Consider the following 15,916-nt stretch of genomic DNA (forward strand, 5'->3'; position numbering starts at 1 on the left):
AAGCGAGAGATGTAATGAAGAAACTGAAAGTTGTCACGGTAGTTGGAACGAGGCCGGAAATTATTCGTCTGTCTCGCGTAATAGCTGCGCTGGATATCCACTGCGACCATGTTCTGGTACATACCGGGCAAAATTACGATTACGAGTTGAATGAGATTTTTTTTCAGGACCTTGGCATCCGTAAACCTGACCATTTCCTTAATGCCGCAGGTGCCAGCGGGGCTGAAACCATTGGTAATGTGATCATCGCTGTGGACAAAGTTCTGGCGCAAGTACAGCCGGAGGCCTTGCTGATATTGGGCGATACCAACAGCTGTATGGCGGTCATACCCGCGAAACGTCGTAAAATTCCAACCTTCCATATGGAGGCTGGTAACCGCTGCTTCGACATGCGCGTACCGGAGGAGATAAACCGTCGTATCGTCGATCATACAGCCGATATAAATCTGACTTACAGCACCATCGCACGTGATTATCTCCTGCACGAGGGGCTGCCACCCGATAGGGTGATCAAGACGGGTAGCCCGATGTTTGAAGTGCTCAATCACTACTTGCCGGGTATCGAACAATCCGACGTACTTGCACGTTTGGGGCTTGAGGCTGGCAAGTTCTTCGTGGTCAGTGCACACCGAGAAGAGAATATTGATTCGGATCATAACTTTCATAAATTGGTCGCCCTGCTTAATGCTGTTGCAGAGCGATATAACCTGCCCGTAATCGTATCGACGCATCCGCGAACCCAAAAACGGGTCGATGCGCTTGGTATTGTGTTCCATACGGGTGTCCAGTTGCTTAAACCCTTGGGGTTCAAGGATTACAACAAGCTGCAGATGACTGCCAAAGCCGTACTGTCCGACAGCGGTACCATCAGTGAAGAATCTTCGATTCTGAATTTTCCCGCGCTGAACATTCGCGAAGCACACGAGCGTCCTGAAGGTATGGAAGAGGCGGCGGTGATGATGGTCGGCCTCGAGTCGATACGGGTTTTGCAAGGGCTGGAGTTGCTGGAAAGCCAGGCCCGAGGCGAGACACGTACTTTGCGACTGGTTGCTGACTACAGTATGCCGAATGTCTCGGACAAGGTTGCTCGCATTTTGCACAGTTATACAGATTATGTGAATCGGGTCGTCTGGAAGCGATACGGTGCTTGAGTATTGATATGCCCAATAAAAAAATGAACGTTTTGGTCGTGAGCCAATACTTCTGGCCCGAGAACATGCGTATCAACGATCTGGTACGTGATCTTAGTGAGAAAGGCCACAGTGTCACAGTATTGACCGGATTACCGAATTACCCGGAGGGGCACGTATTTTCGGACTATCGTCGAGATCCACAAGGTTATTCTCGATACGTCGGTGCTGAAATCGTACGTGTTTCTCTGATCCCTCGGGGTAAGCGTAGTATTAGCCTAATTCTTAACTACCTATCTTTTTTCACCCTGGCTTCCACACTGGGAGTCTGGAAGCTACGCGGTAAAAAATTTGATGCCGTTTTTGTGTACGCTGTCTCGCCCATCATGGCAGCGATCCCCGCCTTGGTAATTGGGCGACTGAAAAAAGCGCCTGTGTTCATTTGGGTCCTGGATTTATGGCCTGAAACGCTTCGTGCTGTCGGCGTATTGCGTCAGCCACTGTTGCTGGGCTGCGTAGGTCGAGTAGTGTCCTGGATCTACAATCGCGCGGACTATCTCTTGCTGCAATCCCACGGTTTTTTTGAAAACGTGCAGCGCTATTGCACGCGAGAAATGCAGCCGCAGCGACTCATCTACTTCCCAAGCTGGGCAGAGGACGACTTTTCCAACGTTGCGCCGCCACCTTCAACACTGTTGACGCACGACCCATCGGTGTTCACCGTTTTGTTCGCAGGCAATCTGGGTGAGGCGCAGGATTTACCCGCGGTGATAGACGCGGCCCAGACCTTGGTGGGGACTGTAGCGGTGCGTTGGGTCATTGTTGGCGATGGCCGTATGAGCGAATGGCTTGCGGAACAAGTTCAAGCACGTGGCCTGGACAATGTCCTGCTGTTGGGGCGTCACCCCTTGGAGGAAATGCCCGGCTTGTTCGCTTGTGCAGACGCCTTGCTTGTCTCGCTTAAGACCAATGACGTCTTCGAAAAAACCATTCCGGGCAAGGTCCAGGCTTATCTGGCCTCCGGCAAACCCATTCTTGGGATGATCAATGGTGAGGCGGCGCACGTTATCGAGGCGTCAGGTGCAGGTTTGGCATGTCCGTCCGGTGATGCCGCTGCGCTCGCACGTATTACGCTCGAATTGGCGAACGCCGGCGAGAACGAGCGCACTCGCATGGGCAAGTCTGGCCGTGAGTACTACCTGGCCAACTATTCGAAGCCCACTCTCTTGGCTCGCCTGGAACAACTGTTTCACGATGCAACCTTGCGCAAAGGACGTCCGTGATGTCGCAATCTGTTTTCTTGACCGGTGCCACCGGTTTCGTCGGTGGCGCGGTAATGCGCCGTCTGGTCACGGATGACGTGCGCGTCACCGCAGCGGTACGTGATGGATCCAAAGTCGCCTGCGGCGATGTGGATGTTGTTCGGTTTGATACTTTTGAAGACGTAAATTGGCATTCAAGCCTCGCTGGCGTCGATGCAGTGGTCCACTGTGCCGCACGTGTGCATGTCATGAGTGATACCGAAGTCGATCCATTGGCGGCTTTTCGCAAGGTAAACGTGGAGGGCACCCTGAACCTTGCCCGGCAAGCCGCGCAGGCCGGCGTCCGACGCTTTGTCTTCATCAGCTCCATCAAGGTAAACGGGGAGGGTACTCGACCCGGTCAACCCTATACGGCCGATGATCAATGCGCTCCGAGCGACGCCTACGGGGTTTCCAAACTTGAGGCAGAGCAGGGACTGCTCGCATTGGCAGCCCGCACCTCCATGGAAATCGTGATTATCCGCCCGGTGCTGGTGTACGGGCCGGGAGTCAAAGCCAACTTTCTGAATATGATGCGTTGGTTGGACAAGGGCATTCCGCTGCCCTTTGGCGCTATCGATAATCGCCGGAGCCTGGTAGCCCTGGATAACTTGGTGGATCTGATCATCACGGCTATTAACCATCCTGCAGCTGCAAACCAGACATTCCTGGTGAGCGATGGCGACGACTTGTCTACGACGCAGTTATTGCGCAGTACCGCCTTGGCCCTGGGCAAGTCCGCCCGTTTGTTGCCTGTTCCTGCCTGGATGCTCAGCACAGCGGCCAGGCTCGTGGGTAAGGACGCTCTATCCCAAAGGCTTTGCGGCTCGCTGCAGGTTGATATCCAGAAGACTCGAACCTTGCTGCAATGGGCACCTCCCGTGTCAGTGAACGATGCACTCAAGGCAGTTGCAATACATTACAAGAGCGATAAACAACAATGAGTGATTGGTGGCTTATCGGCCTTGTCGGTTTTTTGTCGTTTGTGTTGACTGCCGCGTTGCGGCGCTATGCCTTGGCTCACAGCATCATCGACGTGCCCATCGCCCGCAGTTCCCACTCTGTACCCACTCCGAGGGGGGGGGGCGTGGCCATTGTAGTGTCCTTCCTTATAGCGCTGCCTTTGCTTGGATGGGCCGAGGAGGTTTCATTTGACACCTTGATGGCCGCAGGCGGAGCCGGTGCATTAGTTGCAGTCATCGGCTTCATGGACGATCACGGGCATATCGCGGCCCGGTGGCGTTTATTGGGGCACTTTTGCGCCTCGGTATGGGCGCTATACTGGCTAGGTGGTCTGCCTGAGGTGACACTTTTTGGTATGACTGTCGACGCGGGTTGGTCAGGTGGCGTTCTTGCTGCGTTCTATCTGGTCTGGATGCTTAATTTGTACAATTTCATGGATGGAATTGACGGCATTGCCAGCGTTGAAGCCATTTGTGTGTGCCTCGGCATGGGCTTGCTTTGCGCGTTGAGTGGCCACACTGGCCTGGTTCTATTGCCCCTTGTGCTGGCAGTCGCAGTGGCTGGTTTCCTATGCTGGAATTTTCCGCCTGCTCGAATCTTCATGGGTGATGCCGGCAGCGGATTCCTGGGGATCATTCTGGGAGTTTTTTCACTCCAGGCGGCTTGGGCCTCTTCTCAGTTGCTATGGGCGTGGTTGATTCTGTTGGGTGTATTCATTGTGGATGCCACCTTTACATTAACTCGCCGCCTTCTGCGGGGCGACAAGGTATATGAGGCACATCGAAGCCACGCGTACCAATTTGCTTCCCGGCGCTATGGCAGGCATTTACCGGTGACACTCGCTGTGGCCGGTCTGAACCTATTCTGGTTACTGCCGGTAGCGGCGTGCGTGGTTTTGCTGGGGGTGGATGGCGCTGTGGGTGTCGTTGTCGCCTACGTGCCCTTGGTCGCGCTGGCGCTCAAGTTTCATGCGGGTGAACTGGAAAAGACTGACGCTACGCAAGGCGGCGTCTGACTTCACATTCATGAGGCCTGGCATGGTAAACGCATAAAAAGATCACGCAGTCATCAATTACAGGAACGGTTAGGTGGGCGAAGGGATTATGGAAAGGTTACGGGCATTCCTGGTGGGGCTGCCGCGACGCTACAAACGACTGATTCAAGTGACGACCGACGTCGTGGTCGTTTGGGCGGCTCTCTGGCTGGCGTTTATCGTACGGCTGGGAATTGATGAAATGGCCAACCCGCTACGAGATCATCTCTGGTTGTTTTTCGCGGCACCAGTAGTCGCAATCCCACTTTTTGTCCGCTTTGGGATGTACCGCGCTGTCATGCGGTATTTCGGTAACGATGCACTGATCGCCATATTCAAAGCCGTCAGCCTGTCAGCCTTGATTTTGGTAATTGTTGTTTATTTGAACAGCAACCAGCAGCACACCGTTCCCCGGTCGATCATTTTCATTTACTGGTGGTTGAGCTTGATCATGGTGGGCGGGCTTCGCTTGGCTATGCGCCAGTATTTTCTCGGTGATTGGTTCTCCGCCTCGCAGCATGTGCCTTTTACCAATCGAGATGACGGCCTTCCGCGTGTTGCCATCTATGGTGCTGGCGCTGCTGGCAACCAGTTGGTTGCAGCACTGCGGATGGGGCGCTTGATGCGCCCAGTAGCGTTTATCGATGACGATGCTAGCATTGCCGAGCGTGTTATCTCTGGCCTTCAGGTCTACAAGCCCAAGCATATCGAACGTATGATCGATGACACGGGCGCTCAGGAAATCCTGCTGGCGATCCCTTCTTCCAACCGTGGTCGCCGGCGTGAAATCCTGGGGTTCCTTGAAGGTTTTCCGCTGCATGTGCGCAGTATTCCAGGTTTTATGGACCTGGCCAGCGGTCGGGTGAAGGTCGATGATATCCAAGAGGTCGACATCGCGGACCTGCTGGGCCGTGACGCCGTTCCTGCTCAATCCGATCTACTGGAACGTTGCATCAAGGGGCAATGCGTCCTGGTGACGGGAGCAGGTGGCTCTATTGGTTCTGAACTCTGCCGTCAGATCATGTCCCTGCGGCCGAAGACGCTGCTGTTGTTCGAACACAGTGAGTTCAACCTGTACAGCATTCTCTCGGAGCTTGAGCAACGCGTAACCCGTGAATCGTTGCCCATAACGCTGCTGCCGATCCTCGGTTCCGTACGCAACCCGTCCAAACTGATGGACGTCATGAAGACATGGCGTGTCGATACGGTTTACCACGCTGCGGCTTATAAGCACGTACCGATGGTCGAGCATAATATTGCCGAAGGGGTCCTGAATAATGTGATCGGCACACTGAATACCGCACAAGCGGCGCTTCAGGTCGGGGTTGCCAACTTTGTCCTCATTTCTACAGACAAGGCGGTGCGTCCAACCAATGTCATGGGGAGCACCAAGCGTCTTGCCGAGTTGACGCTCCAAGCCTTGAGTCGTGAACTGGCACCGGTCATGTTCGGTGACAAGTTCAATATCTCTCGCGTCAACAAAACCCGTTTCACCATGGTCCGCTTCGGCAATGTATTGGGCTCATCCGGTTCAGTAATCCCACTCTTTCACAAACAAATCAAATCGGGTGGGCCCATCACGGTCACTCACCCGAAAATCACCCGCTACTTCATGACCATTCCCGAAGCCGCGCAACTGGTCATCCAGGCCGGTTCCATGGGGCAGGGCGGTGATGTGTTTGTACTCGACATGGGCGAACCGGTAAAAATTACTGAGTTGGCTGAAAAGATGATCCACCTCTCTGGCCTCAGCGTCCGTTCCGATAGAAACCCGCACGGTGATATCGCGATTGAGTTCACCGGCCTACGTCCCGGCGAAAAGCTTTACGAAGAGTTACTCATCGGCGACAACGTAGTCGCCACTCGGCATCCCATGATCATGAGTGCCAACGAAGACCATCTCTCATGGGAAGTGCTCAAGGGCAAGCTGACAGAGCTGCTCGACGCGGTGGATGAGGACGATTACACCCGTGTCCGCCAACTCCTTCGCGACACCGTCAGTGGCTACTCTCCCGATGGTGAAATCGTCGACTGGATCTACCAGCAGCGCCGCTTGGAACCTTGATTTAACACGCTGTTACTCAAGCCTTTTTGACGAATCCCCACCATCGCCTAAGTTAGAAAGGCAGCTTCGGAAAAGCTGCTTTTTTCTCTTACGCATGTCATGGAGCGTCAAAATGCAAAACACCTACCTTACTTCCCTGATCTTCGCTTTCCTCACCACTCTTTCCGTCACCACTACTGCAGCCCCGTCCATCAAGGCCGAAGCTCCAGCCCCCATCACTGCTCAAGTCGTCAATGCCGAGCAAGCTGCCAAGGTCAATCTGAACGCCGCCGACGCTGAAACCCTGCGTCGCGACCTCTTTGGCATCGGTGCAGCAAAGGCGAAAGCGATCATCGCTTACCGTGACAGCAACGGCCCGTTTACGGCGGTGGATGAGCTGCTGGAAGTGAAGGGGATTGGCAAGGCGCTGATGGAGAAGAATCGCGACAGGTTGGTAATCAACTAAGCCACAAAGAGGCCGGTCATTGACCGGCCTTTTTATCGTCCAGGAGGAGCGTCTTCAGGCTTTCTCGCACGACTTCCATAATCCGCAAGCCCAACGCTGAATCTTCGACACTCCTGGCCAGCACCAATGCCCCCACCAGTGTCGACATTACCATCAGGCCAGCAGCATCGCCGCGCCCGTCACCCAGGGCCGCTTCAATCTGCTTGAGCCTTGCTCCGAGTACCGCATCCGTCGTCGCACTCGGTTGGCCTCTCAGCCCGAGTTCGGCCGACATCGTCGGCAGCGGGCATCCTTCTCCGGGTGAGGTCTGGTGCCACGGCGACAGATAATTATCAATGAAGGCTTCCAGCGGGCGCTCCTGGCTGAACAGCATCTCGCAATGGGCATCCAGCTGAGCCCCTGCGGCCTGCAGCGCCTTCTCCACCAGTTCGTCCTTGGACGTGAAGTGGGCGTAAAACCCGCCGTGCGTGAGGCTCAGCGCGTTCATCAGCGGCTGCAGTCCGGTCGCGCCGATGCCGTCGCGGCGAAAGCGTACCGAGGCTTCCTTGATGATGCGCTGTCGGGTCTGGGCTTTGTGGTCTGGTGAATAGCGCATAGGACTGCCTCGTGGTCAGGTCGGTATTTAACCATCTCACACGGCTTTACACACTTACCCCCACGTTTGAAGGGTTGGCATGAAACGTGATTACGTCTACAGCAAAGATTGTTCAACAATCGTGAGGTGTTGATGGTACTCAGCCTGTCTTTAGCCGACCAGATTGCCCTCGAACTGCGCGCCGACATTATCGGTGGGCGGCTGTTGCCAGGTGTTTCGCTGGTCGAGGGGGAGTTGGTGAAGCACTACAACGCATCGCGCAATACTATTCGTGAGGCGCTGCATCGCTTGGGCCAGGAAGGGCTCACCCGTTACGTGCGCAACAAAGGCGTGATGGTCCGGCGGCTTGAACGCGATGAGGTGCGTGATTTGTTTGTCGTGCGTCGCACCTTGGAGTTGCAGGCCATTGCCCAGAGCAGTGCGCTTGCCCGGGATCAATCCGTACGTATGCAGGACGCGATCGACGCCACCACCTTGGCCCGCGAACGCGAGGATTGGCGTGCGGTGGCGACCCACAGCCTGGTGTTCCATCAGCAGATTGTTGGGTTGATGCGCAGCCCGTTGTTCGATGAGTTTTTTGCCCAAGTGATTGCCCAGTTGCGCCTAGTGTTTTGCGCGGCGCCGGATGAGCAGCGTTTCCAGTCGCCCTGGTTGGAGCGCGATCGCGAGATTTACTCCTTATTGGCCCGAGGAGACAAGCCGGCGGCAGGGGAGGCGATGAGTCTTTACCTGGATGATTCGGAGCGTCTGTCCCTGGCCCTGTTCGACCACTCCTGATTGAGGATCCGCATCATGTACAAAGACTATCCGGCCGCTTACCAGGTCAGCAAAGGTTCAGCACTGCAGGTCGACACTGCATTCTATGAGCGGATTCGCGACAAGGTGAACCAACGCACGCTGGTCGAGCAGTTCGAGGTGCCGATCCGAACGGGCAGGGCGTGGAAAGTACCGGCCGGGCATGTGTTTCGAGTGACTACGCCGGTCGGTCCGCAGGTCGGCGACTTCAACGTGTGGAACGCCAACGACCCTCGCGAGCGCCTATGGGCGGCGCGCACTCGTCAATTGCAGGGCGCCCATGTCAGCACTCATGACCGCCTGTGGTCGAACCTGCCATTTTTGAGGCCTTTGGTGACAATCACAGACGACAGCCTCGCCAGTTACGGCATCGATGAACACGGTGGGCGCCTGCACGATTTGCTTGGTACGCGATGCGATCCCTACGTCAACCGCATGCTCACCGGTGAGGACTTCCACCACCATTGCCATTCGAACCTGACCCGCGCGGTTTTACCCCACGGTCTTACGGAGTTCGATGTGCATGACGTGCTGAATATTTTCCAGTGTACGGGCCTGAATCATGACGACATGTATTTCATGAAGGCGTGCCCGGCGCAGAAGGGCGACTACCTGGAGTTCTTTGCCGAGATTGATTTGCTGTGTGCGCTGTCGACGTGCCCGGGCGGGGATTTATCGCTGCCGATGTGGGGCCCGCAGGCACAGGATCCGCTGACGGTGTGCCGTCCGCTGGGGGTGGAGATCTATAAGCTGGAGGATGAGCTGCTGAACGGCTGGAGCCAGCCGGAGCGTGCTGCCTACAAGGGGCAGCACGGTTTGCATATTGCCAAGGCGCCTTGGGAGTAACCCCAAGGTTCAGCGATCCTGCGCGTCCTTGGCATCCGCCTGGGCGTTGCGCTCGGCGACGCGCTTGCGTTGTTCGTCGGTGAGTTCCACCTTGTTGGCGCTGTCACGCAGCATCATCAACCCACCGACGATCGACCCGATCGCTACCACTAAAATCAACCATGCATACCACGGCATAAGGCTCTCCTTGAGGCAGATTGCCGTGGGAGAGTTTTCCCACGGTAATAACTGCTTTGAGTGACGGGCTTTCTTACTAGTTCAGTGTAGGCCCGTTCTGCCTCCAGTAGATCAGAGCCCGGTCAACATCGCATCCGCCGGTGCATCCGCGCGGTCCTGCGCGGTCAGTTGGAAGTAGATGAAGCCCGCCAGCATGAAGCCCAGGAAAATCAGGCCGATCAGCGCGTTGAACCAGGCCATGGCCACCAGGCAGACCACCGCGAGCACCAATGCAATACCCGGCACGATCGGGTAGCCCGGCGCGCGGAAGGTGCGTTCCAGCAACGGTTCGGTCTTACGCAATTTGAACAGGCTGAGCATGCTCATGATGTACATCACGATGGCGCCGAACACGGCCATGGTGATCATTGCTGCGGTCAGCGTCATGCCACCGAGGTTGATCAGGCCGTCGCTGTAGATTGCGGCGATGCCCACCACGCCACCGGCGATGATTGCCCGGTGCGGTGTCTGAAAGCGCGACAGTTTGGCGAGGAAAGACGGTAGGTACCCGGCGCGGGCAAGGGCAAAGAACTGGCGCGAGTAGCCGAGGATGATCCCGTGGAAACTGGCGACCAGACCAAATAGGCCGATCCACACCAACATGTGCAGCCAGCCGGAGCTGTCGCCCACCACGGTTTTCATCGCCTGCGGCAACGGATCGTTGATGTTCGACAGGGTGCGCCAGTCGCCCACGCCGCCCGCAAAGAACATCACGCCCATGGCCAGGATCACCAGGGTGAGGATGCCGCTGATGTAGGCTTTTGGAATGGTGCGCTTCGGATCTTTCGCTTCCTCGGCTGCCATGGCCGCGCCTTCGATGGCGAGGAAGAACCAGATGGCGAACGGAATCGCCGCAAACATCCCGGCAATCGCCGGGGCGCCGAAGGTGTCGGAGCCGGCCCAGCCGTTCAGGGCGAAGTTGCTGAAGCTGAAGGCGGGGGCGACCACGCCCATGAACACCAGCAGTTCGGCGACGGCGAGTACGCACACCACCAACTCGAAGGTGGCGGCGAGTTTCACGCCGAGGATATTCAGGCCCATGAACACGATATAGGCGCCGACGGCGGCGTGTTTCGGGTCGAGTGCGGGAAACTGTACGTTGAGGTAGGCGCCGATGGCCAAGGCGATGGCGGGTGGCGCAAAAACAAACTCGATCAAGGTGGCGAGGCCGGCGATTAATCCGCCTTTCTCACCAAAGGCACGACGGCTGTAGGCAAATGGGCCACCGGCGTGAGGAATTGCGGTAGTCAGCTCGGTGAAACTGAAGATGAAGCAGGTGTACATCGCCGCGACCATCAATGAGGTCACCAGGAAGCCCAGGGTTCCGGCAACACCCCAGCCATAGCTCCAGCCGAAGTACTCGCCGGAAATCACCAGCCCGACCGCGATGCCCCATAAGTGCAGGGTGCCCAAGGTGGGTTTGAGTTGTGTGTTCATGATGTTGCTCTCCCTGAACCGTTTGGAATGATTCAAGGTGTTGCAGCGGCCATGCCAGCCTGAGGATCGTTGTCGTAAAGCCGCGTTACTGTCGCGTGGGGGATGGTTTGGCGTTTGAATTTTGCCGGTGTCGCACCAGATAAGTGCGGTGGTGCTTGAGCTGCCGCCATCGCGGGCAAGCCCGCTCCCACGGGCGGCCGCGTCTTTTTCTGCTTAAACACAGGGGACCGAGTCTTTCCAGATCAAGCGCTGTCGAGTGTGGGAGTGGGCTTGCCCGCGATGAGGCCCTCAAATTCCCCACAAATCCCCGTGTAAACCCCGCATAAACCCACTCTTTACGCCGTCTTTACGCCCCAGCCACACCCTCGCTCTCGTTCCTTTACGCCCCTCCTGCCGACAATTGCCCCACACGCGGCACTCGCCGCTAAACGGAGAGACTTCCATGAGCGTTCTGGACGGGGTGTCACTGCTATTGGCCGTGGCGCTGTTCATTTATCTGCTGGTTGCGCTGTTACGCGCGGATCGGAACTAGGAGCAGGGCTATGCACAGTTATGACTATTGGCTGATCATCGCCTTCTTTGCCGTGGTGCTGGTGCCGGCACCGTTCCTGGGGCGGTTCTACTACAAGGTGATGGAAGGCCAGCGCACCTGGCTCACGCCGGTGTTCGGCCCCGTCGAGCGCGCGTGTTATCGCCTGTCGGGCGTTGACGAGCATCAGGAACAGAGCTGGCAGAAATACACGCTGGCCTTGCTCGCGTTCAACCTCGCAGGTTTCTTGCTGTTGTTCGCGATCCTGTTGTTCCAGGACTATCTCCCGCTGAACCCGCAGAAATTGCCGGGTCAGGAATGGACCCTGGCCTTCAACACCGCGGTCAGTTTCATGACCAACACCAACTGGCAGTCCTACAGCGGTGAGGCGTCCCTGAGTTATCTCAGCCAGATGGTGGGCCTGACCGTGCAGAACTTCGTCAGTGCGGCCACCGGTTTGGCAGTCCTGGTCGCTCTGTGCCGTGGGATCGGTCGCAAATCCACCAAGACATTGGGTAACTTCTGGGTCGATATGACGCGGGCCACCCTCTACGGCCTGCTCCCGCTGTGCCTGGTGCTGGCATTGTTCCTGGTGTGGCAGGGCGTGCCGCAAACCTTCGCGCATTATGTGGATGCCGTGACCATGCAAGGCGTGGATCAAGTGATCCCCCTGGGTCCGGCCGCCAGCCAGATTGCGATCAAGCAATTGGGCACCAATGGTGGCGGCTTCTTCGGCGTCAACTCGGCGCACCCGTTTGAAGACCCGACTGCCTGGGCCAACCTGTTCGAGTTGGCGTCGATCATCCTGATCCCGGTGGCGCTGGTCTTCACCTTCGGCCATTACGTGAAGGACCTGCGTCAGAGCCGCGCGATTCTCGGCTGCATGCTGGCGTTGTTCATCATCGGCGGCGCGACCTCGCTGTGGGCCGAATACCAGCCTAACCCAACCCTCAACAACCCGGCCGTGGAGCAAACCGCACCACTGGAAGGTAAAGAGGCACGCTTCGGCACCACCGGTACCGTGCTGTGGTCGGTGACGACGACGGCGGCGTCCAACGGCTCGGTCAACGGCATGCAGGACAGTCTCAACCCCCTCAGTGGGATGGTGGCGCTGGTCAACATGATGGTCGGCGAAGTGATCTTCGGCGGCGTCGGTGCTGGCATGTACGGCATGTTGCTCAACGTCTTGATCGCGGTGTTCCTTGCCGGCCTGATGATCGGCCGTACTCCGGAATACCTTGGCAAGAAACTCCAGGCCAAGGAAGTGCAATTGCTGGTGGTGACCCTGCTGGTGATGCCAGTCGGCGTGCTTGTGCTGGGCGCTATCGCCGCCAGCCTGCCGGGTCCGGCCGGTGCCATCAGCAACCCCGGGCCCCACGGTTTCAGTCAGTTGCTCTACGCCTACACCTCGGCCAGCGCCAACAACGGCTCGGCATTTGGCGGCTTCAGCGCCAACACCGCGTTCCATAACTTGATGCTGGGCCTGGGCATGTTGATCGGCCGCTTCGGCTACATCCTCCCGGTACTGGCCCTGGCCGGCAGCCTGGCGATGAAGAAGACCGCACCGATCGGCCAGAACAGCTTCCCGACCCATGGCCCGCTGTTCGTGACCCTGTTGACCGTGACCATTTTGCTGGTGGGCGGCCTGACCTTCCTGCCGACGCTGGCACTGGGCCCTATCGCTGAACACTTGAGCATGGGCTTCTAAGGGGATATGAAAATGAATATGCCTGCAAAAAACGCGGCTCCGGTGAACACCCAGGAACCGCCAAAAACCGCGATGTCCGCCCTGTGGCGCCCGGCGCTGGTCCAGGCCTTCGTCAAGCTGGACCCGCGCCAACTGCAACGCTCGCCAGTGATGCTGGTGGTCGAGTTGACCGCCATCCTCACCACCGTGCTGTGCTTTGTGCCCGACACGGCAGTGCCGACCTTCGTCGCCGTGCAGATTGCCGTGTGGCTGTGGTTCACCGTGCTGTTCGCCAACTTCGCCGAAGCCTTGGCCGAAGGTCGTGGCAAGGCCCGCGCTGACAGCCTGAAGGCCGGCAGCGAAGGCCTCAGCGCACGCCGCAAGGAGGCCGATGGCAGCTTCAAGGTCGTGCCGGCCGCCAGCCTGCGCAAAGGCGATGTCGTGCGCGTCACCGCCGGAGAGATGATCCCCGGTGACGGCGAGGTCATCGAAGGCATCGCCGCGGTCAACGAGGCGGCGATCACCGGCGAATCCGCACCGGTGATCCGCGAGTCCGGCGGCGACCGCTCGGCCGTTACCGGCAATACGCGTCTGGTGTCGGACTGGCTGCTGATCCGCATCACTGTCAACCCTGGCGAGTCGACCCTGGACCGCATGATTGCGTTGGTGGAAGGCGCAAAACGCCAGAAAACCCCCAATGAAGTCGCGCTGGATATCCTGCTGATCGGCCTGACCTTGATCTTCCTGTTGGTGGTGGTGACCCTGCAGCCGTTCGCCCACTTTGCCAATGGCAGCTTGCCGCTGGTGTTCTTGGTCGCACTGCTGGTGACCCTGATTCCTACCACCATCGGCGGCTTGTTGTCGGCCATCGGCATCGCCGGCATGGACCGCCTGGTGCGCCTCAACGTGATCGCCAAGTCTGGCCGCGCCGTGGAAGCGGCGGGCGACGTGCATGTGTTGCTGCTCGACAAGACCGGCACCATCACCTTCGGTAACCGTCGCTGTGCGGCGGTGGTCGCGGCGCCTGGCGTCAGCGGCCGGGACTTGGCCGAAGGCGCGCTGCTGGCGTCACTTGCGGACGACACGGCAGAAGGTAAATCCATCGTCGAATACCTGCGTGCCTTGCACCCCCAGGCCGAGCCGTCCCTGGATGAGCTGACCGCCGTACCGTTCAGTGCTGAAACCCGCTTGTCCGGTGTCGACTACCAGGGCCGCGTGTTCCGCAAAGGCGCAGTGGACTCGCTGCTGGCGTTTATCGGCCAGCAACGTCGCGACCTTGCCCCTGCGCTGTCGCGGGAAATCGACAAGATCGCCCAGAGCGGCGGCACCCCGTTGCTGGTGTGTGCCGATGGCAAGCTGCTGGGCGCGATCCACCTCAAGGACGTGGTCAAGCCCGGCATTCGCGAGCGTTTCGCCGAGCTGCGCAAGCTGGGCATCCGCACCGTGATGGTCACCGGTGACAACCCGCTGACCGCCGCCGCGATTGCCGCCGAAGCGGGCGTGGATGACGTGCTGGCCGAGGCTACTCCGGAGAAAAAACTCGCGCGCATCCGCCACGAACAGAATGACGGTCGCCTGGTCGCGATGTGCGGCGACGGTGCCAACGATGCCCCGGCGCTGGCCCAGGCTGACGTCGGCATGGCGATGAACGACGGCACCCAGGCCGCACGCGAGGCGGCCAACATGGTCGACCTCGACAGCGACCCGACCAAGCTGCTCGACGTGGTGCAGATCGGCAAAGAGTTGCTGGTGACGCGCGGTGCGCTGACCACGTTCTCTATCGCCAACGACGTGGCCAAGTACTTCGCGATCCTGCCGGCGCTTTTCGCCTCGATCTACCCGCAACTGGGCGTGCTCAACGTGATGCACCTGCAGAGCCCGCAGAGCGCGATTCTGTCGGCGATTGTGTTCAACGCCTTGATCATCGTGGTGCTGATTCCCCTGGCCCTGCGAGGTGTGCGTGTGCAGGCGGCGAGTGCCGCGGCGTTGCTGCGCCGCAACCTGTTGATCTATGGGCTGGGCGGGATCCTGGTGCCGTTCGTGGGCATCAAGGCGATCGACATGCTGCTGACTGCGCTGCACCTGGTGTAACCCCAACCCTGGTAGGAGCCGGCTTGCCGGCGATGGGTCCGATGCGGTCCGACTGACCCTTCGTCATCACCGGCCAGGACCAAGCGTCCTCCGGCTCCTACAGGTCGTGATGATTCAATGTGAGGAATGTGCAATGTCTAACATGATCCGTCCGGCCCTGAGCCTGCTGGTGCTCATGACCCTGATCACTGGCGTCGCTTACCCGTTGGTAGTGACTGGCGTCGCCCAAGTGGCGTTCCCGGACCAGGCCAATGGCAGCCTGGTGCGCGACGACAGCGGCAAAGTGCGTGGTTCCAGTCTGATCGCCCAGGATTTTACCGGCGACAACTGGTTCCACCCACGCCCATCGGCCGGCGCGTTTGCCACGGTTTCCAGCAGCGCCAGTAACCTGGGCCCAAGCAATCCGGCATTGGCCACCCGTGTGTTCGACGACGCGAATAAACAGTTGGTGCCAGCCCAGGGCCCGGTGCCTCTGGCTTCGCTGACTACCTCTGGCAGCGGTCTTGATCCACACTTGCCACCTGCGGCAATTGCCTATCAACTGGCGCGAGTGGCGGCGGCGCGGAATGTGCCGGTGTCGACCTTGCAGCGCTTGCTCGATGAACACATCGAAAGCCCGCTGGTAGGCCCGCCAGTGGTGAATGTGCTGGCGCTGAACATGGCCCTGGAAAAGTTGTAAGCGGTGGTGCCGTCATCGCGGACAAGCCCGCGCCCACAGGGGGATGCATGCCTAATGTGGGAGCGGGCTTGCCCGCGATGACGGCGTGACAGACTCCCTATGAA

General features: G+C 58.5%; 15 protein-coding genes. 12 read left to right on the forward strand and 3 right to left on the reverse strand.

Annotation, left to right across the window (positions count from 1 at the left end; genetic code table 11):
- Positions 1–14 precede the first annotated feature (14 nt).
- From QMX97_RS23540 to QMX97_RS23565, 6 genes are all read left to right on the forward strand, one after another.
- Positions 15–1,151, forward strand: a complete 1,137-nt coding sequence (locus QMX97_RS23540) for a UDP-N-acetyl glucosamine 2-epimerase (RefSeq protein ID WP_282397705.1) — start codon at positions 15–17, stop codon at positions 1,149–1,151.
- 8 nt (positions 1,152–1,159) lie between these two features.
- The gene (locus QMX97_RS23545; RefSeq protein WP_282397706.1) at positions 1,160–2,413 is read left to right on the forward strand and encodes a glycosyltransferase family 4 protein; all 1,254 of its coding nucleotides are present in this window, start codon (positions 1,160–1,162) and stop codon (positions 2,411–2,413) included.
- Positions 2,413–3,375 carry an SDR family oxidoreductase gene (locus QMX97_RS23550; protein WP_120447947.1) on the forward strand — a complete coding sequence of 321 codons (963 nt, stop codon included), beginning with the start codon at positions 2,413–2,415 and terminating at the stop codon, positions 3,373–3,375. Before QMX97_RS23545 ends, QMX97_RS23550 begins: the two co-directional genes overlap by 1 nt.
- Positions 3,372–4,409 carry a glycosyltransferase family 4 protein gene (locus QMX97_RS23555; RefSeq protein ID WP_282397707.1) on the forward strand — a complete coding sequence of 346 codons (1,038 nt, stop codon included), beginning with the start codon at positions 3,372–3,374 and terminating at the stop codon, positions 4,407–4,409. The genes QMX97_RS23550 and QMX97_RS23555 overlap by 4 nt, the downstream gene beginning before the upstream one ends.
- Before the next feature lie 85 nt (positions 4,410–4,494).
- Positions 4,495–6,492: a nucleoside-diphosphate sugar epimerase/dehydratase gene (locus QMX97_RS23560; RefSeq protein ID WP_168167061.1), complete on the forward strand. Its 1,998-nt coding sequence runs from the start codon at positions 4,495–4,497 to the stop codon at positions 6,490–6,492.
- Between the two features lie 112 nt (positions 6,493–6,604).
- The gene (locus QMX97_RS23565) at positions 6,605–6,937 is read left to right on the forward strand and encodes a helix-hairpin-helix domain-containing protein (RefSeq protein WP_078834520.1); all 333 of its coding nucleotides are present in this window, start codon (positions 6,605–6,607) and stop codon (positions 6,935–6,937) included.
- A 16-nt stretch (positions 6,938–6,953) separates the two neighbouring features.
- Here the strand turns inward: QMX97_RS23565 and QMX97_RS23570 are convergent, their stop codons facing one another.
- On the reverse strand, positions 6,954–7,532 hold the full coding sequence (locus QMX97_RS23570; RefSeq protein WP_282397708.1) for a TetR/AcrR family transcriptional regulator: 579 nt from the start codon (positions 7,530–7,532) through the stop codon (positions 6,954–6,956).
- Positions 7,533–7,664: 132 nt separating this feature from the next.
- Here QMX97_RS23570 and QMX97_RS23575 point away from each other — a divergent pair, with 132 nt between their 5' ends.
- On the forward strand, positions 7,665–8,309 hold the full coding sequence (locus QMX97_RS23575; protein ID WP_213550949.1) for a GntR family transcriptional regulator: 645 nt from the start codon (positions 7,665–7,667) through the stop codon (positions 8,307–8,309).
- Positions 8,310–8,324: 15 nt separating this feature from the next.
- Entirely contained in the window at positions 8,325–9,173 is an 849-nt protein-coding gene (locus tag QMX97_RS23580; protein WP_120447950.1) for a DUF1989 domain-containing protein, read from the forward strand.
- Between the two features lie 9 nt (positions 9,174–9,182).
- Here the strand turns inward: QMX97_RS23580 and QMX97_RS23585 are convergent, their stop codons facing one another.
- Together QMX97_RS23585 and eat are read right to left on the reverse strand one after the other, a co-directional pair.
- Positions 9,183–9,350 (reverse strand): DUF2897 family protein, encoded by a 168-nt coding sequence (locus tag QMX97_RS23585; RefSeq protein ID WP_012722955.1) that lies wholly within the window; start codon positions 9,348–9,350, stop codon positions 9,183–9,185.
- A gap of 111 nt (positions 9,351–9,461) precedes the next feature.
- The gene (gene eat / locus QMX97_RS23590) at positions 9,462–10,826 is read right to left on the reverse strand and encodes an ethanolamine permease (RefSeq protein ID WP_065901771.1); all 1,365 of its coding nucleotides are present in this window, start codon (positions 10,824–10,826) and stop codon (positions 9,462–9,464) included.
- A 442-nt stretch (positions 10,827–11,268) separates the two neighbouring features.
- On the opposite strand from eat, the gene kdpF reads away from it, so the two are divergent.
- From kdpF to kdpC, 4 genes are all read left to right on the forward strand, one after another.
- Positions 11,269–11,358: a K(+)-transporting ATPase subunit F gene (gene kdpF, locus QMX97_RS23595; protein WP_003218754.1), complete on the forward strand. Its 90-nt coding sequence runs from the start codon at positions 11,269–11,271 to the stop codon at positions 11,356–11,358.
- A gap of 10 nt (positions 11,359–11,368) precedes the next feature.
- Positions 11,369–13,063, forward strand: a complete 1,695-nt coding sequence (gene kdpA, locus QMX97_RS23600) for a potassium-transporting ATPase subunit KdpA (RefSeq protein WP_106804759.1) — start codon at positions 11,369–11,371, stop codon at positions 13,061–13,063.
- A 6-nt stretch (positions 13,064–13,069) separates the two neighbouring features.
- A complete protein-coding gene (kdpB, locus tag QMX97_RS23605) occupies positions 13,070–15,133 on the forward strand; it encodes a potassium-transporting ATPase subunit KdpB (RefSeq protein ID WP_065901766.1) in 2,064 nt (687 codons plus the stop codon).
- Between the two features lie 133 nt (positions 15,134–15,266).
- On the forward strand, positions 15,267–15,812 hold the full coding sequence (gene kdpC, locus QMX97_RS23610; protein ID WP_065901764.1) for a potassium-transporting ATPase subunit KdpC: 546 nt from the start codon (positions 15,267–15,269) through the stop codon (positions 15,810–15,812).
- Positions 15,813–15,916 lie beyond the last annotated feature (104 nt).

Source organism: Pseudomonas sp. PS01298 (genome assembly GCF_029959745.1).
Taxonomy (GTDB): domain Bacteria; phylum Pseudomonadota; class Gammaproteobacteria; order Pseudomonadales; family Pseudomonadaceae; genus Aquipseudomonas; species Aquipseudomonas aylmerensis.